Origin of the sequence: Gordonia westfalica (assembly GCF_900105725.1) — a bacterium.
In the GTDB taxonomy this organism is placed as follows: Bacteria; Actinomycetota; Actinomycetes; order Mycobacteriales; family Mycobacteriaceae; genus Gordonia; species Gordonia westfalica.
The window spans coordinates 2,704,579-2,724,688 of sequence record NZ_FNLM01000034.1; the positions used below are offsets into that span (position 1 = coordinate 2,704,579).

Annotated in this window: 21 protein-coding genes and 1 riboswitch; of the genes, 7 read left to right on the forward strand and 14 right to left on the reverse strand. The window is 68.1% G+C overall.

Annotation, left to right across the window (positions count from 1 at the left end; genetic code table 11):
- Positions 1 to 165 precede the first annotated feature (165 nt).
- A complete protein-coding gene (locus BLU62_RS17685) occupies positions 166 to 1,443 on the forward strand; it encodes an oxygenase MpaB family protein (RefSeq protein WP_084811821.1) in 1,278 nt (425 codons plus the stop codon).
- 6 nt (positions 1,444 to 1,449) lie between these two features.
- Here BLU62_RS17685 and BLU62_RS17690 read toward each other — a convergent pair whose 3' ends face one another.
- A complete protein-coding gene (locus BLU62_RS17690; RefSeq protein WP_074852983.1) occupies positions 1,450 to 1,965 on the reverse strand; it encodes a TIGR04338 family metallohydrolase in 516 nt (171 codons plus the stop codon).
- Between the two features lie 48 nt (positions 1,966 to 2,013).
- Between BLU62_RS17690 and BLU62_RS17695 the strand changes: the two genes are divergently transcribed.
- Entirely contained in the window at positions 2,014 to 2,916 is a 903-nt protein-coding gene (locus BLU62_RS17695) for a YihY/virulence factor BrkB family protein (RefSeq protein ID WP_074851111.1), read from the forward strand.
- A gap of 6 nt (positions 2,917 to 2,922) precedes the next feature.
- Here the strand turns inward: BLU62_RS17695 and BLU62_RS17700 are convergent, their stop codons facing one another.
- From BLU62_RS17700 to BLU62_RS17710, 3 genes are all read right to left on the reverse strand, one after another.
- Positions 2,923 to 3,753 carry a DUF2786 domain-containing protein gene (locus BLU62_RS17700; protein ID WP_074852984.1) on the reverse strand — a complete coding sequence of 277 codons (831 nt, stop codon included), beginning with the start codon at positions 3,751 to 3,753 and terminating at the stop codon, positions 2,923 to 2,925.
- A gap of 73 nt (positions 3,754 to 3,826) precedes the next feature.
- Complete coding sequence (locus BLU62_RS17705) at positions 3,827 to 4,099, reverse strand: excalibur calcium-binding domain-containing protein (RefSeq protein WP_074851112.1); 273 nt, start codon at positions 4,097 to 4,099, stop codon at positions 3,827 to 3,829.
- A gap of 201 nt (positions 4,100 to 4,300) precedes the next feature.
- Positions 4,301 to 5,254, reverse strand: a complete 954-nt coding sequence (locus BLU62_RS17710; RefSeq protein ID WP_074851113.1) for an L-lactate dehydrogenase — start codon at positions 5,252 to 5,254, stop codon at positions 4,301 to 4,303.
- 134 nt (positions 5,255 to 5,388) lie between these two features.
- Positions 5,389 to 5,571: riboswitch (cobalamin riboswitch) on the forward strand.
- A 72-nt stretch (positions 5,572 to 5,643) separates the two neighbouring features.
- On the opposite strand from BLU62_RS17710, the gene BLU62_RS17715 reads away from it, so the two are divergent.
- The 3 genes from BLU62_RS17715 to BLU62_RS17725 are packed head-to-tail and all read left to right on the forward strand — an operon-like array spanning position 5,644 to position 8,581.
- On the forward strand, positions 5,644 to 6,696 hold the full coding sequence (locus BLU62_RS17715) for a FecCD family ABC transporter permease (protein WP_074851114.1): 1,053 nt from the start codon (positions 5,644 to 5,646) through the stop codon (positions 6,694 to 6,696).
- Positions 6,696 to 7,523, forward strand: coding sequence for an ABC transporter ATP-binding protein (locus BLU62_RS17720; RefSeq protein ID WP_074851115.1), 828 nt, complete (start codon positions 6,696 to 6,698; stop codon positions 7,521 to 7,523). The genes BLU62_RS17715 and BLU62_RS17720 overlap by 1 nt, the downstream gene beginning before the upstream one ends.
- Positions 7,520 to 8,581, forward strand: a complete 1,062-nt coding sequence (locus BLU62_RS17725; RefSeq protein WP_074851116.1) for an ABC transporter substrate-binding protein — start codon at positions 7,520 to 7,522, stop codon at positions 8,579 to 8,581. Before BLU62_RS17720 ends, BLU62_RS17725 begins: the two co-directional genes overlap by 4 nt.
- An 18-nt stretch (positions 8,582 to 8,599) precedes the next feature.
- Here the strand turns inward: BLU62_RS17725 and BLU62_RS17730 are convergent, their stop codons facing one another.
- Positions 8,600 to 9,001 (reverse strand): VOC family protein, encoded by a 402-nt coding sequence (locus tag BLU62_RS17730; protein ID WP_074851117.1) that lies wholly within the window; start codon positions 8,999 to 9,001, stop codon positions 8,600 to 8,602.
- Positions 9,002 to 9,076: 75 nt separating this feature from the next.
- Between BLU62_RS17730 and BLU62_RS17735 the strand changes: the two genes are divergently transcribed.
- Positions 9,077 to 9,652 carry a TetR/AcrR family transcriptional regulator gene (locus tag BLU62_RS17735; protein WP_074851118.1) on the forward strand — a complete coding sequence of 192 codons (576 nt, stop codon included), beginning with the start codon at positions 9,077 to 9,079 and terminating at the stop codon, positions 9,650 to 9,652.
- Between the two features lie 77 nt (positions 9,653 to 9,729).
- Here BLU62_RS17735 and BLU62_RS17740 read toward each other — a convergent pair whose 3' ends face one another.
- The 9 genes from BLU62_RS17740 to BLU62_RS17780 all read right to left on the reverse strand — a co-directional run bounded on the left by BLU62_RS17740 (position 9,730) and on the right by BLU62_RS17780 (position 19,193).
- Positions 9,730 to 11,106, reverse strand: coding sequence for an acetyl-CoA carboxylase biotin carboxylase subunit (locus BLU62_RS17740; protein ID WP_074851119.1), 1,377 nt, complete (start codon positions 11,104 to 11,106; stop codon positions 9,730 to 9,732).
- On the reverse strand, positions 11,106 to 11,315 hold the full coding sequence (locus BLU62_RS17745) for a biotin/lipoyl-containing protein (RefSeq protein ID WP_208863641.1): 210 nt from the start codon (positions 11,313 to 11,315) through the stop codon (positions 11,106 to 11,108). The genes BLU62_RS17740 and BLU62_RS17745 overlap by 1 nt, the downstream gene beginning before the upstream one ends.
- A gap of 56 nt (positions 11,316 to 11,371) precedes the next feature.
- Entirely contained in the window at positions 11,372 to 12,340 is a 969-nt protein-coding gene (locus BLU62_RS17750; protein ID WP_074851121.1) for a 5-oxoprolinase subunit C family protein, read from the reverse strand.
- Positions 12,337 to 13,263 carry a 5-oxoprolinase subunit B family protein gene (locus BLU62_RS17755; protein ID WP_074851122.1) on the reverse strand — a complete coding sequence of 309 codons (927 nt, stop codon included), beginning with the start codon at positions 13,261 to 13,263 and terminating at the stop codon, positions 12,337 to 12,339. The genes BLU62_RS17750 and BLU62_RS17755 overlap by 4 nt, the downstream gene beginning before the upstream one ends.
- A complete protein-coding gene (locus BLU62_RS17760) occupies positions 13,260 to 14,030 on the reverse strand; it encodes a 5-oxoprolinase subunit PxpA (RefSeq protein WP_074851123.1) in 771 nt (256 codons plus the stop codon). Before BLU62_RS17760 ends, BLU62_RS17755 begins: the two co-directional genes overlap by 4 nt.
- Before the next feature lie 171 nt (positions 14,031 to 14,201).
- The gene (locus tag BLU62_RS17765; protein ID WP_074851124.1) at positions 14,202 to 15,434 is read right to left on the reverse strand and encodes a sugar ABC transporter substrate-binding protein; all 1,233 of its coding nucleotides are present in this window, start codon (positions 15,432 to 15,434) and stop codon (positions 14,202 to 14,204) included.
- A gap of 203 nt (positions 15,435 to 15,637) precedes the next feature.
- Positions 15,638 to 16,609, reverse strand: coding sequence for an ABC transporter permease (locus tag BLU62_RS17770; RefSeq protein ID WP_084811822.1), 972 nt, complete (start codon positions 16,607 to 16,609; stop codon positions 15,638 to 15,640).
- A complete protein-coding gene (locus BLU62_RS17775) occupies positions 16,609 to 17,691 on the reverse strand; it encodes an ABC transporter permease (protein WP_074851125.1) in 1,083 nt (360 codons plus the stop codon). The genes BLU62_RS17770 and BLU62_RS17775 overlap by 1 nt, the downstream gene beginning before the upstream one ends.
- Positions 17,688 to 19,193: a sugar ABC transporter ATP-binding protein gene (locus tag BLU62_RS17780; RefSeq protein ID WP_084811823.1), complete on the reverse strand. Its 1,506-nt coding sequence runs from the start codon at positions 19,191 to 19,193 to the stop codon at positions 17,688 to 17,690. Before BLU62_RS17780 ends, BLU62_RS17775 begins: the two co-directional genes overlap by 4 nt.
- A gap of 208 nt (positions 19,194 to 19,401) precedes the next feature.
- Between BLU62_RS17780 and BLU62_RS17785 the strand changes: the two genes are divergently transcribed.
- The gene (locus BLU62_RS17785; RefSeq protein ID WP_074851126.1) at positions 19,402 to 20,097 is read left to right on the forward strand and encodes a GntR family transcriptional regulator; all 696 of its coding nucleotides are present in this window, start codon (positions 19,402 to 19,404) and stop codon (positions 20,095 to 20,097) included.
- Positions 20,098 to 20,110 lie beyond the last annotated feature (13 nt).

The window sequence follows — 20,110 nt, forward strand, 5'->3', positions numbered from 1 at the left end:
CGCCGCCCGGGACGGCTTCGTCGTGGAGCGACCTCCCGATCGTGGTGCCGGTGAGCAGCGACTTTGGACGATGGCCTACATTCGTCTCATTGACAGCGCAGGCTCGGCGGCCTAGCGTTTTCTGGTAACACATGTGTCCAAACCCAGCGATCAGGAGGGCCGTCGATGACCATCTCACCGACCGCGTCCGCAATGCCGCGGACGGCGCCCCCGAGCCCATCCGCACAGATCCCCGTCGCGCCGGGAATCCCCTCGCGCCACCCCTCGGGTCCGTGCAAGATCCCGGCGGGACTGCGGGCCGTCGGCCTCCTGCTGGGCCTGCGCAAACCCGACCGCGAACTCTTCCGCCGCCTCGGTGAGCTGCTGACGGTCGGCGACGAGCCGGCGGACCGCCTGGTCGAGTGGATGCACACGGCCGGCATGGCTCAGGCGCGTCCGCTCTTCGAGCGGGCACTGGTCGACGGGATCGCATCGGTCGACGACGCCCCGGCCCCGCTTCGTGAGTTCTTCAGCGAGGTGGAGACCGTCCCGGAGTGGGTGGACCGGGACCTGATCGAGCAGGGCGCCCGGGTCATGCGCAGCGGCGGGGCCGACGGCCTGTACATCGCGCGCGATGTCGCACTTCTCGGCGGCTACCAGTTCGCCGGCTTCAACCAGACCCTGCTGCGCACCGGCGCCCTCGAGAAGGGCTCCAATGCGAGGTTCGCCGAGACCACCCGGTGGGCGACCGATGTCATCACCGAAAACGGCTTGCTGCCGCAGGGCGTCGGCTACCAGTCGACGCTGCGCGTCCGGCTGATCCATGCGATGGTCCGACGCCACGTCGCCGCACTCCCCGACTGGGATTCCGACGCCTGGGGACTGCCCATCAACCAGACCGACATGGCCGCGACGCTCGTCGGAGCGCTTGTCTCGCCGAGCCTCGGCGTCGTCACGATGGGACTTGTCAACCGCCCCGGCGAGTATGACGCCGTCGCACACCTGACCCGATACACCGGTTGGCTACTCGGCGTCCAGGAAGACTTCCTGCCCAACAGTTTTCGGGACGCGCTGCGCGTGCTCTACCACACCTCGTATGCCCTCTCCACACCCGACGAGACGACCAGACACCTCTCGGTTCCGATGGCCGACGACCCGCTGCAGTGGAACTACTCGAGATTCCCCGGATTACGCCGCAAGATCGCACGCGCGCAACATCTCTCGATCACCAGCGCGCTGCTCGGTCCGGCCGCGATGCGGACGCTCGGACTGCCCTTCGTCCCGCCCTGGTATCCCGCGATCCGATTCCCGGTCAACGTGGTTCGCTCCATCGCCGCCCAGCGCCCGGGCGGACGTGAGCGGGCAGCCGTCCGCGGCATGGCCGAACAACTCGAGTTCATGCGGATCATGACCCGCGGTGAGGCCACCATCGGCCATTCGGCGAAGGGCATCACCGGCCACTGAACCGGGTCAGCTGATCCCCGAATCGGCGAGCACCACGCGGAAGACGAACGCCGCCTCGGGACCGAGCACCAGGCCGACGAGTTCGATGAGGGTCAGCACGAAGCCACGTCCGTGGCCGGGTCCCTCGGAATCGTCGAGATGGTGTGCCAGTTCGTGCAGGACCACCAGCTCGCGCAACGCCCATCGCGACTCCGACGACGGGATCGCGATCTCGGCGCGTACGAACTCGTCGCCGGACGCCGTCGTCGCCCGGGCGTAGTGCGCCGACCTCTGACCGCGCCGCTCACGCACCGACACCGGCTCGGCGGCACGCGGGAACCGCTCCCGCACGCCCGGCAGCTCCAGTACGCGCCGCACGTAGTCGCGCACCGCGTCGACGGAGGCGAACCGGGCTTCGGCCGGCAGCGTGAGTTCGGTGCCGGCGATCTGCACCGTCCGCGACGACGACGCGGTGTCGAAGAGCCGGTGGACGAGATGTTCGGCGTCGTAGTACCGGGCCCGCCCGGTGTCACGCGGACTCACGGCATCACCAATGATGATGAGGGTCCGTTGTACCCGATGGGAGACTTCATGCGCCGTCCCGACCTGCACACGTTCGCCGGACGTGTGCTGCGACTGCCGGGCGCGACCCTCAGCCTGCGCATCCTCACCGACATCGCGCGCGGCGATGTCACCGACCGTGCGATGACCCTCGCCGCGCAGGCCTTCACCTCGATCCTGCCCATCGTCATCCTGCTGCTCACACTGCCGGGGACCGACGTCGTCGACGATGCGCTCACCGGACTCGGCATCCCCGTGAGCCGACTGGACCACACCTCGGTCGACGACCCGCAGTCCTTCGCCACGTTCGGGGTCATCGGCGCACTCATGACCATCGCCGGCGCCACCTCCCTGTCACGTGCACTCGGCCGAATGTATGTCTCGATCTGGGGTGTCACCAAACTGCCGTGGCGCGCGTTCTGGCGATGGGTTGTCGTGTTGTTCCTCATCCCGGCCGCGGTCACCGCTCAAGGGTTGTCGACCGGACTGCAGGCCGAGTCGCTCTTCGGGATCCACCTCGGCGGTAGCGGCCTCCTCGGCATCGTGCTGATCTTTCTCGTGACGGTGGTGATCTGGTCGGCCGTCTTCACCGCGATCCCGCGACTGCTGGTATCCGCGCAGGTCCCGCTGCGACTCCTCGTGCTCAACGGCGTGGGCACGGGTCTGCTGATCACGGTTCTGCTGGTCGGGAGCCGGATCGCGCTGCCCGCGCTGGCGTCGAGCACCATCCGCTACTTCGGCACGCTCGGCATCGTGTTCGTCGCGATCAGCTGGCTGTTCGTCTTCGCCGCGATCCTGGTGGTGACCGCCATCGTCGTCCACTGTGTGGCGACCGACGCCGGACGGGTCGGCACCTGGGTCCGGCGATGGGCCGGGACCCCGACACCGTTCACGCCGACCCCGTCGGCCGCCTGGTACGACCGGCGCGACTGACAGCGCTCAGGCTTCGAGAGCTCCTCGGGCACCGCCGAATTCGCGGTCGGCGCCGATCTTGGCCCGACGCCCCGCCCGGTCCCCCGCTTTCCGTGCGGCCTCGGAATAGCCGGCCGACGCACTCGACGGTCGCCACGTGCCCCGGGCACTGGACTCGGACTTGTAGAAGTCGGTGACCTCGAGTTCCTTGTTGCGCAACGCCAGCGCCGTCGAGCGTTCGGGCTCACCGGACTTCCGCTCGGCGGCGAGGGCTTCCTCGCGGGCGGCGTCGCGGGCCTCGGCGAGGCGCTTGCCGATCCGTTCGGCGAACGCCGACTGGAAGTTGAGGCGCGCGGTGATCGGCGACAGCGGTTTCTCCTCGATCACCCGCCGGGCCCGCCAGCCGCTGCCCTTGGTGACGACGCGCGCGAAAGTCTCGCCCTTGTACGCACCCGACCGCAGGTAGGCGTCGCTGGCCGCGACCATCTGGATGATCAGCGACGTGTAGAGCGCCTCACAGGCGTCGATGTCGGCTTCGTAGCCATAGGCGAGGACGAAGGTCGAGTTGCTCGCGACGTCCACGGTCACGTCGTTGGCCATGGTGATGGCCACGAACAGCTGCACGTAGGTGCGCAGGCCGCGCTTGCCCGATTCGCCGATCTTGATCTGCCGCGAGATCGGGGTGACCTTCTTGCGGGCGGCCGGATCGTGGGCGCGGGCCACCGCGAGATCGATCGACGACGCCGTGGCCAGCCGCTGTGCGGCCTGCATGAACGTCTCGGCCTCATGCTCGTTGTCGGTGTTCTCCGCCTGTCGCAGGAGGGCGGAGATCCGGGTGAGCAGCTTGTCGTCGCGCATGTAGTTCAGACTATCGGCGCGCCAGATCGGTTCCATCGGGTCGCCGGAGGGCTCAGAAGAGCAGGTGCGAGCGTCAGTGCTTCTCGCAGGCGATGCCGTCGCCGTCGCGATCACTCTCGGAGTTCGCGTCGTAGAGAGCCTGGTCGACGGTGAAGTTCGTGACCGGCGTGCTGGACGTCGAGTCGACGGCACCGGGTTCGCCGACGCCGTGCGGGTAGTCCGCGCGCAGCTCCGTGCAGTTGGCGTAGTCGGTCGCGGCCGACGCGGGTGCCGCCACCAGCAGCGGTGCGACCACCATCGACGCCGCAGCGACGAACCCGAGAACCATCTTCCGCGAACCACTCATCGTCGAACCTCTCTCACACCTATGTGACGAGGTAAAGCTACCCGGGCCGGGACGCGGAACCGGCCTTGTGCGCGCGGATTGGTCCACCCGGTGGACAGTGGCCCACGAAGAATCGCCACCTCCGCCAGAGATGTGCTGGCTGGAAACAGCGAATCCTGCCGGGAGTGGCGATCGTGGAAATGGGTAGGGAAGGTCGGGCGGCTACAACCCGAATCGCGCCTGCATCCCCCGCAGCGTTTCCGCGGATGACAGCAGACCCGCCTCCTCGTCGGCCGACAGCGGGACCTCGAGCCGGGTCTGCGCACCGCCGCGGTCGACGACGGTCGGCAGCGAGAGGCACACGTCCTCGAGTCCGGGAAAGCCGTTCGCCGCGGTGGAGACCGGCAGGACACGATGCTCGTCGTTCAGGACGGCTTCGACGATCCGTGTGGCAGCGAGGCCGATGGCGTAGTTGGTGGCACCCTTGCCCTCGATGATCGCGTAGGCAGCATGCACGACCTCGTTCCGGATACGTTCACGCGCAACGGCATCCATCTCCGGACGGCCGGGCAGCGGCTTCCACGACGTCAGCGGCACCCCGCCGATCGTGGCCGACGACCACAGTGCGATCTCGCTGTCGCCGTGTTCGCCGACGACGTAGGAGTGCACGCTCTGGACCGCCACCCCGCAGTGCTGCGCGATGAGGAACCGTAGGCGCGACGAGTCGAGAACGGTTCCGGAACCGAACAGCTGATTCGACGGCAGACCGGTGATCCGCTGCGCGGCGTAGGTGACGACGTCGACCGGGTTGGTCACCATGAGATAGATCGCATTCGGCGCGACCTCGAGCACACCGGGCAGAATCGACCGTGTCAAACCGATTGTCGCCTCGGCCAATTCGAGACGCGACTGTCCCGGCTTCTGTTTGGCGCCGGCGGTGAACACGACGACGTCGGCGTCGGCGCACACCGACACGTCGTCGGACCCGATGATGTCGGCACGGGGAACGAACTCCAGCCCGTGCGAGAGGTCGAGAACTTCGGCGGTGACCTTCGGCGCCTTGATGTCCAGGAGGGCGACGGTCCGCGCCACTCCCCGGATCAGCGCCGAGTAGGCGATCGCGGTGCCCACCGCGCCCGCGCCGATGATGGCAAGTTTCGTGGGTCGTCCGTCCATCGGATCACCGTCCGCCTCGGTTCGATTCGCGACTGTTGCTCAGCACTGTCGGCACCCAGGGTAAGACCTCCCGACGTCGCGCGCCCGGTTCGGCGGACCCGGGCGGCGGTGGGATCTCCACGAGAGTGTTGCTAGCCTCACGTCCAGAGAGCGGTCGCACCTGCACACGCGGGTGCCAGGGAACCTGGTGCGAATCCAGGACTGGCGCGCAGCGGTATGGGGGACGGACCCGACACACAGGCCACTGGGGCAACCCGGGAAGGCGTCGGGTCCGGACGAACCCGAGTCCGAATACCTGCCGTTCTCGTCGAGTCCACCCGGTATCTCGCGCACAGGTACCCAGACCTAAGGCAGCACCACAAGTGTCCCGTCCTCCTGACGGCACGACGATGATCGCCACCGCCATGTCGGTACGGCGACTCCCGTCGATGCCTCTTGCCCTGATTCTTCTCGCCCTCACCCTGGTGAGCATCGCGGTTGCCACCGCTTTCGGCGCCGAGACCATACCCCTCGGCGATGTCTGGCATACCGTCGCCGGACGACTGGGTGGCGAGGAGCTCGACGCCGCTCACGCCGTGATCATCTGGGATCTGCGGTTGCCGCGTTCGGTACTCGCGGCCATCGTCGGCGCCGGTCTGGCGCTCGCGGGCGCCCTCATGCAGGCGCTGGTCCGCAATCCGCTCGCCGAGCCGTATCTGCTGGGTGTGTCCGCCGGTGCCGCCGTCGGCGCGACGGCCGTGATCACGCTCGGTTCGTTTGCTGCACTGGGTGTCTGGGCGCTGTCCGGCGGCGCGCTGATCGGCGCGCTCGCCGCGTCGGTCACCGTGTACGCGGTGGCCCGGGCCCAAGGCGGATTGACCGCCCTCCGCCTGATCCTGTCCGGCGTCGTGCTGTCCTCGGCGTTCATGGCGTTGTCGTCGCTCCTGGTGTTCACCGCCGCCGACCCGCATGCCGCCGACAACGTGATGTTCTGGATGCTGGGCAGCGTCGCCGGTGCCACGTGGGCGAAGGTCCAGATCGCGGGCGTGGTGGTCGTGGTCACGGTGTTCGCGATGCTGGCCATCCACTCCTGGCTCGACGCCTATGCGGCGGGCACCGACACCGCGACGTCCCTCGGGGTTCCGGTGCGCGCCATGCGGAACGCGTTGTTCGCGGTACAGGGAATCCTGGTCGGGGTCCTCGTCGCGGTGGCGGGCGGCATCGGATTCGTCGGCTTGATCGTTCCGCACGCCGCACGCCTGCTGGTCGGCGCGACGCACCGGGCCATGATCCCCGTCGCGGTCTGCGGCGGTGCCTTGTTCCTGGTGTGGGTCGACGTCATCTCGCGGGTGGCCGCGTCGCCGCGCGAGATGCCGTTGGGCATCGTGACCGGACTCATCGGCGCACCGATCTTCCTGTTCCTGATGGGACGACGCCAGTACGTGTTCGGCGGCGGGTCCTGATGAACGCCGACGAACACTCGATGTCGTTGCGCGCGAACGGCCTCGGTTGTCGCCGGGGTGGCCGCACGATCCTCCGCGGGGTGGACCTCGACGTCCCGGCGGGAACCCGCCTCGCCGTCGTCGGCCCCAACGGGTCGGGCAAGAGCACCTTGCTGCGAACCCTGTGCGGTCTCGAACAACCGGCGTCCGGGCGTATCCGACTGGCCGACGACGATCTCGACCGGCTTCCGGCGCGGCGTCGTGCGCTGTCGATCGCGGTCGTCGGTCAGGATGAACACCCGTCGGCCGAACTCACGGTCGCAGAGGCGGTGGGCCTGGGACGCACGCCCTACCGATCCGCCTGGGCCGCTCGCAATTCCGACGACGAGCAGATCGTCCGGTCCGCATTGGAGCAGGTGGGACTGGGAGGCTGGGAACGCCGGTCGTGTATGCAGCTCTCGGGCGGCGAACGGCACCGTGTCGTGCTCGCCCGCGCGATCGCGCAGCAGACGCCGGTCCTCGTACTCGACGAGCCGACGAACCACCTCGACGCGGCCTGGCGACTGCGGCTGATGCAGATCCTCGACGACCTCGAGGCGACGGTCATCGCCGCGATGCACGACCTCGACCTCGTCCTCCGCCATTTCGATTCCGTCGCTGTGGTCTCCGACGGTGGGATCACCGCCCACGGCCCGCCGGTCGAGGTACTGACACCCGATCTGCTGGCCTCGGTCTTCGACGTGTCCGGAACGGTCGTGCCGCACCCCGAGACCGGTCTCCCCCATCTGCTCCTGAACTCCCCCACGTCACCTGCGTCGCAGGTCCACACCAGCAAGGAAAACCGATGAAGCACAACACCACCCGATTCGCCTCGCTCGCCGTCGTCCTCGGCATCGCAGCGGGTTGCGGCACCGAGTCCGGCGCCACCGCCACCGACAGCGTCACCGTCACCAACTGCGGCGCCGAGGTCACCTTCGACCAGCCTCTCGATCGCCTCTTCGTCAACGACGGCGGGATGATCGCGATCGCGCTGGCGGCCGGCGCCCGCGACAAGATGGTCGCCGTCAGCTCGCTCGCGCGTGACAAGGACGTTCTCCGACTCGAATTCGGCGCGCAGGTGGACACGCTGAACGAGGTCGCCACCGAGCAGCCCACGCTCGAGAACATCGTCGGGGCCGAACCCCAGGTCCTGTACGCCGGATACAACTACGGCATGAGCGAGTCCCGCGGGATCACCCCGGAGATCCTGGCCTCCCACGGCATCGACGTGTATCAGCTGTCGGAGGCATGCCGTCAGGTCGACGGCCAGGCCCAGCGGGGCACGATGGACCCGTGGGTCGCGCTCGACACCGACCTGCGCAACATCGGCACCATCACCGGCAACCCGGAGCAGGGCGCGAGGGTGGCCGACGACATCGACCGACGCCTCGAAAAGCTCCGCGGCGCACCGCAACCCGCGGAGAGGCCCACCGCCTTCGTCTTCGACAGTGTCTCCGACACCATCTTCTCCTCGGGCTCCTTCGGTGGCCCGCAGGGCATCATCGACGCGGCGGGCGCACGCAACGCGACCGAGGACGTCGAGGACACCTGGACCGCGGTCAGCTGGGAACGGATCACCACCGCCGACCCGGATCTGATCGTGTTCGTCGACTACCCCGGCCAGTCGGTGGAACAGAAGATCGACGCGCTGCGCAGCAATCCGGCCAGCCGCAACCTGAAGGCCGTGCGCGAGAACCGCTTTGTGAACCTGCCCTACGCGATGTGGGTGTCGAGCCCGCTCAACATCGACGCGGCCGAGACCTTGCGATCGGTCCTCGAAAAGCACGACCTGGCACCGGAATCGGGCATCACTCCGGCGTTGGACGTCAAGCAGCTGAACCTGGGCGGCAACGACTGGCTGGACTGAGGCCCCGGGCCACCACGGTCAGCCGGCGTAGGCATCCGCGTAGTCGGCACTCGGCGCGATGGGTGTGATGACGTCCAGCAGCACCCCATCGGGCGCCTCGACGATGAAGTGGCGCTGACCGAAGTCCTCGTCGCGCAGCGCACGAACCGGTTCGACCCCGGCATCGACCATGCGGGCATGGACCGCGTCGACGTCGTCGACCTCGAGGTTCACGATGACGCCGCGGGGCATCGCCCGGTATCCCTCCGGGATCGTCGGGTGCGCGGCGTCGACGAGGGCCAGTTCGAAGTCACCGAGCCGCAGGCTGACGTACCAGTCGGCCTCGAAGGTGGTCTGGAATCCGACGTGGGTGCGATAGAAGTCCGCCGCGGACATGACGTCGCCGGACATGAGGACCGGATAGAAGCCGGTGGTGGTCATGATCTCCCCTTTACGTACGATGAGTATGTAATGCTGCCGACTATACATACGCACCGTACGTAAAGGAACCCCAAGATGCCCCGCGCCTCTGCGGCTGCCGCCGCGGCCACCGCCCGCCACATCCGCGAGATCGCGACCGAGATGTTCGGCACCCGCGGATTCGGCGACGTCTCACTCGACGACGTCGCCGAATCCGCCGGCGTGACCCGCGGCGCGGTATATCACCACTACCGCAGCAAGGCAGGACTTTTCGGGGCCGTCGCGGCGGATCTCCAAGCCGTGGTCGCCACCTCCGTCGTCGAAGCCGCCGAATCCGCCGGCGACGACCCCCGCGCGCAGCTGCGGGCCGGATGTCACGGCTTCCTGGACGCGATCACCGCCGAGCCGGCGGTCCGGGTACTCCTCGTCGACGGGCCGGCGGTGTTCGGATGGGACAAGTGGCGGCAGATGGACGCCGAGAACTCCGTCGTCCACCTGCGGGAGGCCCTCGCGTCGGTCGGCACCGACCCCGATCTTCTCGATCCCCTCACCGCCCAACTGTCGGGCGCGATGAACGAGGCCGCGCTGTGGCTGGCGCAGTCGTCGAACCCGGATGCTCCCGACCGTGCGCATCGCGCACTCGACCTGCTCGTCGACACCGTGCTCGGCTGAACCGGACGCGATGGGCGCCGCCGGTGGACGGCCGCGGTTGCCCCGGTGACGATCTGGAGCCGGCCGAACAATCCGGCCTACAACGACCTGAGCAGCTCCGGCAGGGTCTCGTCGATCGTGCCGGTGTGGAAGTCCGCACTTCGGTACCAGTCGGTCGCCAGCACGGCGTCGAGGAAGCCGAGCGTGGTGACCGGTCCGGCCCAACGGGTCTCGCCGACAGCCCGAACCGCGCGGGCGATCGCCTGCTCACGGTCGGCCCCGGCGACCACGATCTTGGCCACCATCGAGTCGTAGTGCGGCTGAATCACCGATCCGGAGACCACGCCGCTGTCGATGCGCACACCCGGTCCGGCCGGGAAGGTGCATCCCGCAACGGCTCCCGGCGATCCGAAGAAGTGGAACTTCGGGTTCTCGGCGTTGAGACGGAGTTCGATGACCGCACCGCGGGCGACGATCTCGTCCTGCTTGACGCCGATCGGGTCCCCGAAGGCGATCCGCAGCTGCTCGGCCACCAGGTCGACGCCCGTGAGTTCCTCGGTCACACCGTGTTCCACCTGGATCCGGGTGTTCATCTCGATGAAGTAGTACTCCCCCGCCGGATCCACCAGGAACTCGACGGTGCCGGCCGAGGTGTAACCGACCTCGGCGGCCAGCGCGACAGCCGACGCGTGCATCGCGGCCGCGACCTCACGATCGAGTGTCGGCGCGGGAGCCTCCTCGACGACCTTCTGCCGACGACGCTGCAGCGAGCACTCGCGCTCGAAGAGATGCACGACGTTGCCGTGCGAGTCACCGAGAACCTGCACCTCGACGTGGCGCACCTGCGGGAGCGAACGCTCGAGGTAGAGGCCGTCGTCGCCGAAGGCACCCATCACCTCGCGTCGCGCGTCGGCGAACTGTTCGACGAGGTCGTCGGGTCCGGCCGCGGCACGAATCCCCTTGCCACCGCCACCTGCCCGCGCCTTGACGAGGACCGGGTACCCGACCTCGTCCGCGGCGCGGAGCGCGGCATCGGCGTCGGCGAGCAGGTCGCTGCCCGGGACCACCGGGACACCGGCCGCACGTGCGGTGCGCCGCGCGGTCTCCTTGTCACCCATCATGGAGATGACCTGCGGCGACGGCCCTACCCAGCGGAGACCGGCGTCGATCACCGCCTGCGCGAATTCGGCGTTCTCCGAGAGGAATCCGTATCCCGGGTGGATGGCCTCGGCGCCCGTGCGCACCGCGGCGTCGAGGATCGCCTCGACCCGCAGGTAGCTGTCGGCCGCGGCCGCGGGACCGATCTCGACGGCCTCGTCGGCCAGGCGGACGTGCAGGCTGTCGGCATCCACATCCGAGTGGACCGCGATGGCGGTCCAGCCCAGGTCGTGGCAGGCGCGGATGATACGAACGGCGATCTCACCGCGGTTGGCGATGAGCACCCGCCGCGCCGGTGCGCCGTTCCCCGGAGACATCAGGAAGCCTCGAACGTGGCGATGACCTGCCCGGCGTCGACCTGTGCCCCGCTGTCCACCGCGTATCCGGTGAACACGCCGGCGACCTCGGCCTCGATCGGCGCGAACATCTTCATCACCTCGACGACGCCGATCTGCTGTCCGATCTCGACGGTGTCGCCGGGCTTGCAGAACACTTCACTGTCGGGATCCGGACGGTGCCAGAACAATCCGGGGTGGGGCTCTGCATCTCGGTCATTGTGTTCTCCTTGGGTCGGGAGCCGCGTCAGACGATGGCGGCGACGGCGTTGTGGACGTGTTCGCTGTGTTCGTGGCGGAGTTTGAGTGCGGTGTCGATGTCGACCGCGGTGAACTTCACCCGATCGGGCGCCTTGGCCTGCGCGAGGAGGTCCAGATCGGCCGAGATCACGGTGCCGAGCGTGACGAATCCGCCGCCGGTCACGGCGTCGCGGAGCAGGCAGATGGGTTCCGAACCGTTGGGCACCTGGATCGATCCGAGCGGATATCCCAGCGAGACGACGTTGCTGGGGTTGTCCCCCGCTCCGAACGGCGCCTCCCGTTCGACGAAGTCCAGGGGTTCCCCGACGAATCGGTAGCCCGTGCGGTTCGATTCCGGCGACAGCTGGTACTCACGTTCGGTGAAGGCCCGCAACGATTCCGGGGTGAACCGATAGGCGGCCAGTCCGAGCACGATCCGGGCCTCGATCGACGACGAGGGAGTCGGCCGGTACCGGACCGGGAGCCGACGCCCCTCCTCGACCGCACGCGTCCGGGGTCCGAGAGGCAGGACGTCTTTCGCGCGCAGTGCGCGCCCCTCGAAACCGCCGATGCCCGAGAGCATGTAGGTCGATCGGCTGCCCATCACGACCGGCACGTCGATACCGCCGGCGAACGCGAGGTAGGCGCGGGCACCGCTGCGGAGCGGTCCGAGCCTGAGTTCGGAACCGGCAGGCAGCCACATCGCCGTCCACGACGGGTGCACCACGCCGTCGATGATCACGTCGACATCCGCACCGGTCACCGCCACGATGCAGCCGGTGTCGGAGACGAGGGTGGGTCCCATCAGCGCGGCCTCGAGGGTCGCGGCCTCGGGACCGTTGCCCACCAGGGCATTCGCGATGCGATGCGCGAACTGGTCGAGCGCCCCGGCCGGCGGCATCGCCAACGTGAGCTTGCCGGGACGCCCCAGGTCCTGGACGGTGGTCTGCAGTCCGGGCTTGATGATCGTGATCATCGCAGTTCTCCTACCAGGGAACGGGTGTAGCCGAGCGGGTCCGCGGTGAACGCCTGCAGGTCGAATTCGATGGCGGCACGGTTGATCTCATAGGTTCCGGCCTCGAACGCGGTGACGACCTCGTCGTATCCCGACTCGTCGACCGGCGTGAACTTCACCAGGGTGGGCGCCGGCAACAGGACCGGCGAGGAGGTGAATCCGGGACGGGTCATCGACAAGTCGACGACCGGCAGCGCCGACCGCCCGAGAAGCTGGAAACCGCCCGGCGATTCGACCGGGTAGATGTTCATCTGGTTGCCGCCGTGCCCGACCGCGCGCGCCGGCGTCTGGGTCCGCGGGCTCAGGTACTTGGGCACCTGGATCTGCATCTCCTGCGGTACCAGCTGCACGCATTCGGCGTTGCCGGGGATGAAGTTGTTGAAGGTCGCGATGAACGGATGCGCCGAGTGCGCCGCGATCAGCTCGTCGGCGGAGTCGAAACCGTTGACCCGCGCCGTGAATTCGACATCGGTCTCCTCCGGTGACGGGTGCCGGTCACGGAAGCGCGCGGTCACCTCGTTCGTCCAGGGGTCGTTGTAGTACACCGGGATCTCGACGATCGTGGTGGCGATGGTGGGCGCGGAGCCGCCCCCACCGGAGTCGACGACCTTCTGATGCGCCGCGACGAGGGTCGGGATGAGGTCGCGGGGGTCGAGGTCCTCCGGGCGCACGCGGACCATGTAGCTGACGTGCGCCGGCACGATGTCGACGACGCCGTCGATGTCGAGCGAGACGATCGCGGCCACGATGGACTGCACCTGTAGTGCCACCGCGAGATCCATGGCCTCGGAGAGTTCGACGAAGACGAACTCGTCGCCGCCGAAGCTGAGCCGCGCACCGCCGGGGAGCGCGAAGTACTGGGGTGTCAGGGTCGCGGCGGTCATGCCGGCAGTCCTGCCCGGCGCTCGACGGGGTGTACCGCGACGCCCTCGGACTCGAGTCGACGACGGACCGCAGCGGCAACCGCGACGGCGTTCGGCCGATCACCGTGGATACAGATCGACGTCACCGGCATGGCGATCGTCGCACCGCTGACGGTCTCGACGGAACCGTGCGCCATCTGGAGCGCCCGCGTCGCGACCGCTTCCGGATCCTTCTCCGCCGGAACGGGTTCGATGACGTTGAAGCCGTTGTCGTCGAAGTCCAGGTCGGCGGCGTTCTCCGGGGTCACCGGGAGGCCGGCCCGCACCACCGCGTCCATGGCCGGACCCGGCGACATGACCAGCGGAATCCCGGTCTGCACGCTCTGGATCGCGCGGGCCATGGCGACGGCCAGCTCCGCGTCGCGGACCGTCGTGCCCATCAGCGAGCCGTGCGGCTTCACGTGGGACAGCGTCACCCCCTCGTCCGCGGCGATCGCCGCGAGCGCACCCACCTGGTACAGCACGTAGTCGACGGTGTCGGTCAGCTTCGCCGGGATCGCCCGTCGGCCGAAGCCCAGCAGGTCCGGATAGCCGGGATGCGCGCCGATCGCACAGTCGGCGTCGCGCGCACCCACCACGGCCTTGCGCATGTTGACCGGGTCACCGGCGTGATAGCCGCAAGCGATGTTGACCGTCGAGACGACATCGAAGAGCTCCTCGTCGTTCCCGAGCTTCCACCGACCGAAGCTCTCCCCGGCGTCGGCATTGAGATCGATCGACAGTGTCATCACAGGTTCCTATCTGGGTGTCGTACAGGGGTTTCGGAGGTTCTCGATTGTTCGGGTGTGGGTCGACGATGGGGGACCGTCGACCCACACCCCGGCCGAATCGGCCGTGCTGCACGCCGGGGACGGGAAGTCCCAGGGGGGGAGGAACTCCCGCCGCCCGACGTGCGGGTCCTACTTCTGGACGCAGCCGTTCAGGCCCTTGGGGGTCTGGCCGACCTCGACCGGGCCGGGGGTCCAGCCCTCGTCGCAGGCGCCGCGGGTGTAGATGCGACGGCTCTCCGGCTGGGCGAACTCGTTCATGTCCGGCAGAGGCTGCACGGTCGGGAACGCGTCACCGGTGCGGGCCGCGTCGATCGTGGCCTCCGGCAACAGGTCCTGGTTGAAGATGATGGTGACGAAGCTGTCGTCGACGCCCTTGAAGTAGTTGCAGCCGTCCTCGAAGGTGGTGCCCGGGCATTCCTTCGCGGTCTCGGTGGTGGTCCACGGCATGGGCATCTCGATGTTGTTCGGCACGCCCTCGGCGCCGTTCTCGAGGATGTGGAGGCCGACCTTCATGGCCACGGCGCCCTGTGCGGGTGCCGAACCGGAGGCGACGCCGGGCCAGCCCGCGCCGAGTTCCTTCACGAAGTAGTTGCTCGACTCACCGGTGACCGGGACACGCTTGCCCGCGGCCTGCAGTGCCTTCACCACGCCGGCCTCGCCGTCCTGCGACCACACGCCGTCGACGTCGGGATGCGCGGCGAGCGCCTTGGCCGTCTGCTGCTGGCTGACCGAGGAGTTCCAGTCACCGTGGTATTCGGAGATGACCTGGATGCCCGGGTACCGGTTGAACACGGCTTTGGCGGTCTCGTAGTGGACGGTGTCGGTGGCGGTGCCGGCGACGCCGCGGTTCATGAAGATCTTGCCCTTGCCGTCGAGCATGTCGACGAGCGCCTCGGCGGTCTGCGCACCGAAGAACGGCTTGGTCTTGTCGTCGACGCGTGGGCCGGTGATGAACGCGACGTTGTAGGCGCACGGCGCGTTGACCGTCGAGTCGTAGAAGACGAAGGTCACACCCTGTGCGCAGCCCTGTGCGACAACCGGATCCAGCGCGGTCGGCGACAGCGGGTAGGACACGATGAGCTTGGCGCCCGAAGAGATCATCGACTGGATGTCGGAGATCTGCTTCTGGACGTCGGTGCCCGAGATCTGCTTCTGGACCGTGTACTTCTCGGCGTACTCCGGCGAGGTCGCCACGGCCATCGCCAGGTTGGCGGCCTCGTCCTGCCAGTTGTTGCCGCTGTAGGAGAGGTTCAGGAACACCTTCTCCTTGCCGCCGTCGTCGCCACCACCACAGGCGGCGACGCCGAAGCACGTCAGCGCAGCCACGGCGGCTGCTGCCACCTTCCGCATGTGCAACTTCATCGTTCTTCTTTCTCTCGATGGGTATTTGTTTGGCTCGCTCGCTTGAGGTGCGAGGAGAAGCGCGACCCTCCCGCTCCCTGAGGTGCGAGGAGAAGCGCGACCCTCCCGCTCCCTGAGGTGCGAGGAGAAGCGCGACCCTCCCGCTCCCTGAGGTGCGAGGAGCGAGAGCGACGAGCCTCGAAGGGCCGCCTGCCGAGAACCTCTCAGCGCCGACCGGACTGGAACACCCGGTTTCCGAGCAGCGCGGCGATGATGATCAGGCCGTAGAGCACCTGCTTCCACCCCTCGGCGAGTCCGGCGGCGCTGATGTCGGTGCCCAGCAACGTGATCAGGATCGCGCCGCCGACGGTGCCGATGAACGAGCCCGCCCCGCCCCGGATCGACGAACCGCCGACGACGACGGCCGTGATGCTCGGCAGCAGCCAGCTGTTGCCGATGCTCAGGTCGGCGCCCGACGAGTAGCCGAGGAGCGCGATGCCGGCGAGGCCGTAGGCGATGGCCGCGACCGCGTAGGTCATCACGTAGGTGCGGATCACCGGGATGCCCGACAGCTTTGCGGCCGTGGGGCTTCCGCCGACCGCGAAGGCCCGGCGGCCGAGCACCGAACGGTGCTGGATCGCCCACCCGAGCACGCAGACGACGAGAAGCATCCAGATGGGGGTGCTGATGCCGAGGATCGACGAGTCGCCGAACCACGACGACAGCTGGGTCGGCGACTGCTGGGCCGGGGCACCGCGACTCACACCGAGCAGCAGGGCTGCGACGATCGAGCCCGTCGCGAGCGTCACGATGAAGGCGGGGAATCCGGCCTTGCCGACCAGCAGGCCGTTGACCACACCGACCACGGCACAGCCGAGCAGGGTGAGCAGGATCGCCACCGGGAGCGGCATCCCGTCGGAGACAAGTCTTCCGGTCAGGTAGGCGCCCAGGGTGACGACGGTGGCGAGCGAGAGGTCGATACCGCCGGTGAGGATCACCAGACCCTGGCCGAAGGCGACCAGGACGAGGAACAGGCTCAGGACCAGGGTGCCGTCGACCAGCGACCAGGACGGGAAGTTCTCACTGGCCAGGCGGGACAGCGGGATCGCCGCCAACAGCAGCACCCACACGATGGCGGTCTGGCTGCGCAGCCGCTCCTTGACGGGCGAACCCGCGCTCGCGATCGTTGCGACCATCAGCTCCGCACCTCCTTTCGGGTGCCGGCGCCGGCGAGGGCAGGCTCGGCTGCGTCGTCGGTCACCGGATCTGTGTGGACGTTCGGTCCGGCCTCGGTCGTCCCGGGTGAGACCGACACCGGACGCCGGCGGGTGGTCAGGAAGCGGGCCGTCAGCGGGATCGCGAGGGCCAGGATGATGACGATGCCCTGGCATGCGCCGACCCAGAAGTCCTCGACACCGAGACCGAAGAGCACCTTCGGAATGGCCATGAGGGTCGCGGCTCCGAACATCGCGGCGATGACGCTGCCGCGCCCGCCCTTGAAGCTGACCAGGCCCAACGCCATGGCGGCGAAGGCGGTCAACTGGAAAGGCGTACCCGCCGAGGGGTTTCCGGTTGCGGTGGTCCCGGCGAGCATCGCACCGGCCAGGCCGTACAGCAGACCGGCGAGGACCCAGGCGCTGAACTCTGCCCCGCGCACCGGTACACCCGAGAGCCGGGTGGCCTCACGATCGCCACCGAGGGCGACGACCGCGACACCGGTGCGGGTGTTGCGGAAGATCAGCCATCCGATCGCCACCACGAGGAGGATGATGAGCGCCATCGGGATGGTGCCACCCACGCTCTTCTGGACGAAAGTCGTGAAGTCGGTCGGGATGGTGCCGCCCGGTGCGGGCAGCACGACCAGCGCCAGACCGGTGAGCACGATGTGGACGCCGAGGCTGACCGCCAGCGACTGCAACCCGAAGAACACGACGAGCAGACCGTTGACCGCTCCGGACACCATCCCGATGCCCAGGACGAGCGCGACGATCAACCACGGCGACGAGGCGCCGGACATCTGGGTTGCGCAGACGACGTTGGTCAGCGAGATGACGCCCGCCACCGACAGATCGAAGCCGCCGGTGAGCAACACGACCGTGGTGCCGGCGGCGGCGAGCGCCAGCGGCGCCACGAGCGCCATGAAGTTCCCGAACGAATAGCTGGTGCCCTCTTGCGGCGACACCATGAGCAGGACGCCGTAGACCACGGCGAAGATCCCCACTGCGGGGAGGGTGACCGACCAGCGGCCCCACAATTGCTTCAGCACATCGGTGTTCATGCCGATTCCTTCTCTGCGTCCGACCCCGGGTCTCTCACCGGGTCTTTCCAGGCCAGCGCGGCGCTCATCACCGCGGTCTCGCTGATCTCGTCTCCCACCAGCTCGCTGACGATGCGGCCGCCGGCGACGACGTAGACGCGGTCGCACAGGCCGACGAGTTCGGGGATCTCGGTCGAGTACAAGAGGACACCGCGTCCGCGGTTGGCGAACTCCCTTGTCATCTCGTAGATCTCGAACTTGGTCGCCGCGTCGACACCACGGGTGGGATCGAACAACAGCAGACAGGCGGGATCACGGGCGACCGCCCGACCGAAGATGACCTTCTGCTGGTTGCCGCCCGACAGCGTCGAGATCTGCTTGGCGAGCATCGGTTCGGGGAGGTTCACACGTTGCGCGGCCTCGAGTGCGACCGACTGCTCGCGCGACCGGTTGATGAGCGGGCCGGCCGAGAACGCGCCCATGCTCGCCACGGTCAGGTTGAACTCGGAGGTCATCTCGGCGAACAGCGCCTCGGTCTTGCGTTCCTCCGGGACGAGCGAGGTCGAGACCGCGGCGTCACCGCGGTCGATGTCGATCGAGCCGCCGAGAGTGCGGACCTGCCCGTGCAGGGCATACACCAGGTCCTTCTGCCCCTGCCCCTCGAGGCCCGCGAGTCCGACGATCTCACCGCGCCGCACCGTCAGGTCCGCTTCGCGCAGACGATCGCCCGCGGCAAGGGTTTTCACCGCCACCACGACGTCGGCCGCCTCGGGTCCGGCGTGCCTGGCCGGGAAGCTCTGCTCGAAGGAGCGGCCGATCATCATCTCCACGAGTTCGGTCTCGTTGACCGATCCGCGTTCGAAGGTGCCGACGGTGCGCCCGCTTCGCAGGACGGTCCCGCGATCGCAGATCTCCTCGATCTCCGGGAGTTTGTGGCTGATGTAGATGACCGCGGTCCCGTCGGCGGCCATTCGTCGCACCGCGTCGAAGAGCCAATCGGTGTCGGGCAGTGCGCCCGTCGGCTCGTCGAGGACGAGCAGTTTGGGGTCCCGCGCCATCGCGGCGACGATCTCCACCCGCTGGCGGGTGGCGAGATCGGCGTCGGCGATCAGCAGGGCCGGATCGACGGATTCCAAGCGGAACCGCGAGAGGATCTCGCTCGCCCGGTCACGCATCTTCGCGCGACTGACGAGCCCCGACCATCCGCGCGGGAGATTCGGCCAGCACAGCTTGGTCGCCACATCGACGTTCCCCGGCGAGCTGAGCTCCTGGTACGCGATCCCCAGGCCCGCAGCGCGCGAGGCCTGCGGACGCCCGAGTTCCAGTGTCGCACCGTCGATGCTGACGCTGCCGGCGTCCGGTGTGACGACACCGGCGAGCACCTTCATCAGAGTGGACTTGCCCGCACCGTTCTCACCGAGAAGCCCGTGCACCTCCCCCTGCGCGAGGGAGAGATCGACACCGGCGAGAGCCCGCGTCGCGCCGAAGGACTTCTCGACCCCCTCGATCTTGATGTATCCCATTCGATCCTCACACTCTGTCATGCCGGACAACCCCATTGCTGAACTGTCTTTCTGTTGAACAGTGAATCAGCGAATGTTTTCTCCCGCGTACTTTTCATGTTTCTGCCGTGTTACGAGATTGCCGTCACCCCGTGGTCGAGCTCAGCTCGGCCACTCCCGCGCCGCGATCCACCGCCCCACTGTTGAACAATTCGGATATCTTAGCGGCATGGATCTCTCAGACTTCGTGACGCTACAACGCACCACGACGCCCCAGCAGGTCGCCGACGGACTCCAGGACATGATCCTCAAGGGCGCACTGCTTCCCGGCGATCGCATCAACGAGAGCACCCTGTCCCGCGACCTCGGGATCTCCCGCAACACGATGCGCGAGGCGGTACGCCTGCTCGAGGCCACCGGACTCCTCCGACCCCACCCCCGTCGCGGGATGCAGGTCTGGGATCCGACCGACGAGGAGATCCTCGACCTCTTCGCCGCACGGTTCCACCTCGAGACCCTGGGCGCCCGCCAGGTCGCCGGCGACGTGGACCTCACCGGAGTGCGCAAGGCATTCGACGAGTTCGCCGCCGTCCTCGAGAAACACGATCCCGACCTCATCGTCGAGAAGGACCTCAAGGTCCACCAGTCGGTGGTTGCACTGCTGGACAACGCTTTTCTCGCCTCGGTCTTCGAACAGCTGCTCCGCCAGATCCGCTTCTTCGCGTTCCTGCTGTCGATCGAGGAGCGCGAGTACGAGGACCACGACAAGCTGCGCGCCGAACACGAGGCGATCGTCAAGGCCCTCGAGTCCCGGAATGCCGAACGCGCCGCCGAGGTCGTCGGCGACACCGTCCTCCTCACCCGCGACGAGGTCCGCGAGGCCATCCGCAAGCGCCGCGCCCGGGAGAGTTCCGCGGGTAGGTGAGGCCGGCGGGATC

Excerpts from the sequence above, each read along its gene's own strand:
- BLU62_RS17775 (WP_074851125.1), bottom strand. The coding sequence starts at position 17,691 with ATGAACACCGATGTGCTGAAGCAATTGTGGGGCCGCTGGTCGGTCACC.
- BLU62_RS17785 (WP_074851126.1), top strand. The coding sequence starts at position 19,402 with ATGGATCTCTCAGACTTCGTGACGCTACAACGCACCACGACGCCCCAG.
- BLU62_RS17705 (WP_074851112.1), bottom strand. The coding sequence starts at position 4,099 with ATGAGTGGTTCGCGGAAGATGGTTCTCGGGTTCGTCGCTGCGGCGTCG.
- BLU62_RS17725 (WP_074851116.1), top strand. The coding sequence starts at position 7,520 with ATGAAGCACAACACCACCCGATTCGCCTCGCTCGCCGTCGTCCTCGGC.
- BLU62_RS17755 (WP_074851122.1), bottom strand. The coding sequence starts at position 13,263 with ATGACCGCCGCGACCCTGACACCCCAGTACTTCGCGCTCCCCGGCGGT.
- BLU62_RS17730 (WP_074851117.1), bottom strand. The coding sequence starts at position 9,001 with ATGACCACCACCGGCTTCTATCCGGTCCTCATGTCCGGCGACGTCATG.
- BLU62_RS17765 (WP_074851124.1), bottom strand. The coding sequence starts at position 15,434 with ATGAAGTTGCACATGCGGAAGGTGGCAGCAGCCGCCGTGGCTGCGCTG.
- BLU62_RS17770 (WP_084811822.1), bottom strand. The coding sequence starts at position 16,609 with ATGGTCGCAACGATCGCGAGCGCGGGTTCGCCCGTCAAGGAGCGGCTG.
- BLU62_RS17685 (WP_084811821.1), top strand. The coding sequence starts at position 166 with ATGACCATCTCACCGACCGCGTCCGCAATGCCGCGGACGGCGCCCCCG.
- BLU62_RS17735 (WP_074851118.1), top strand. The coding sequence starts at position 9,077 with ATGCCCCGCGCCTCTGCGGCTGCCGCCGCGGCCACCGCCCGCCACATC.
- BLU62_RS17695 (WP_074851111.1), top strand. The coding sequence starts at position 2,014 with ATGCGCCGTCCCGACCTGCACACGTTCGCCGGACGTGTGCTGCGACTG.
- BLU62_RS17760 (WP_074851123.1), bottom strand. The coding sequence starts at position 14,030 with ATGACACTGTCGATCGATCTCAATGCCGACGCCGGGGAGAGCTTCGGT.
- BLU62_RS17780 (WP_084811823.1), bottom strand. The coding sequence starts at position 19,193 with ATGGGATACATCAAGATCGAGGGGGTCGAGAAGTCCTTCGGCGCGACG.
- BLU62_RS17750 (WP_074851121.1), bottom strand. The coding sequence starts at position 12,340 with ATGATCACGATCATCAAGCCCGGACTGCAGACCACCGTCCAGGACCTG.
- BLU62_RS17700 (WP_074852984.1), bottom strand. The coding sequence starts at position 3,753 with ATGCGCGACGACAAGCTGCTCACCCGGATCTCCGCCCTCCTGCGACAG.
- BLU62_RS17715 (WP_074851114.1), top strand. The coding sequence starts at position 5,644 with ATGATCGCCACCGCCATGTCGGTACGGCGACTCCCGTCGATGCCTCTT.
- BLU62_RS17720 (WP_074851115.1), top strand. The coding sequence starts at position 6,696 with ATGAACGCCGACGAACACTCGATGTCGTTGCGCGCGAACGGCCTCGGT.
- BLU62_RS17740 (WP_074851119.1), bottom strand. The coding sequence starts at position 11,106 with ATGTCTCCGGGGAACGGCGCACCGGCGCGGCGGGTGCTCATCGCCAAC.
- BLU62_RS17710 (WP_074851113.1), bottom strand. The coding sequence starts at position 5,254 with ATGGACGGACGACCCACGAAACTTGCCATCATCGGCGCGGGCGCGGTG.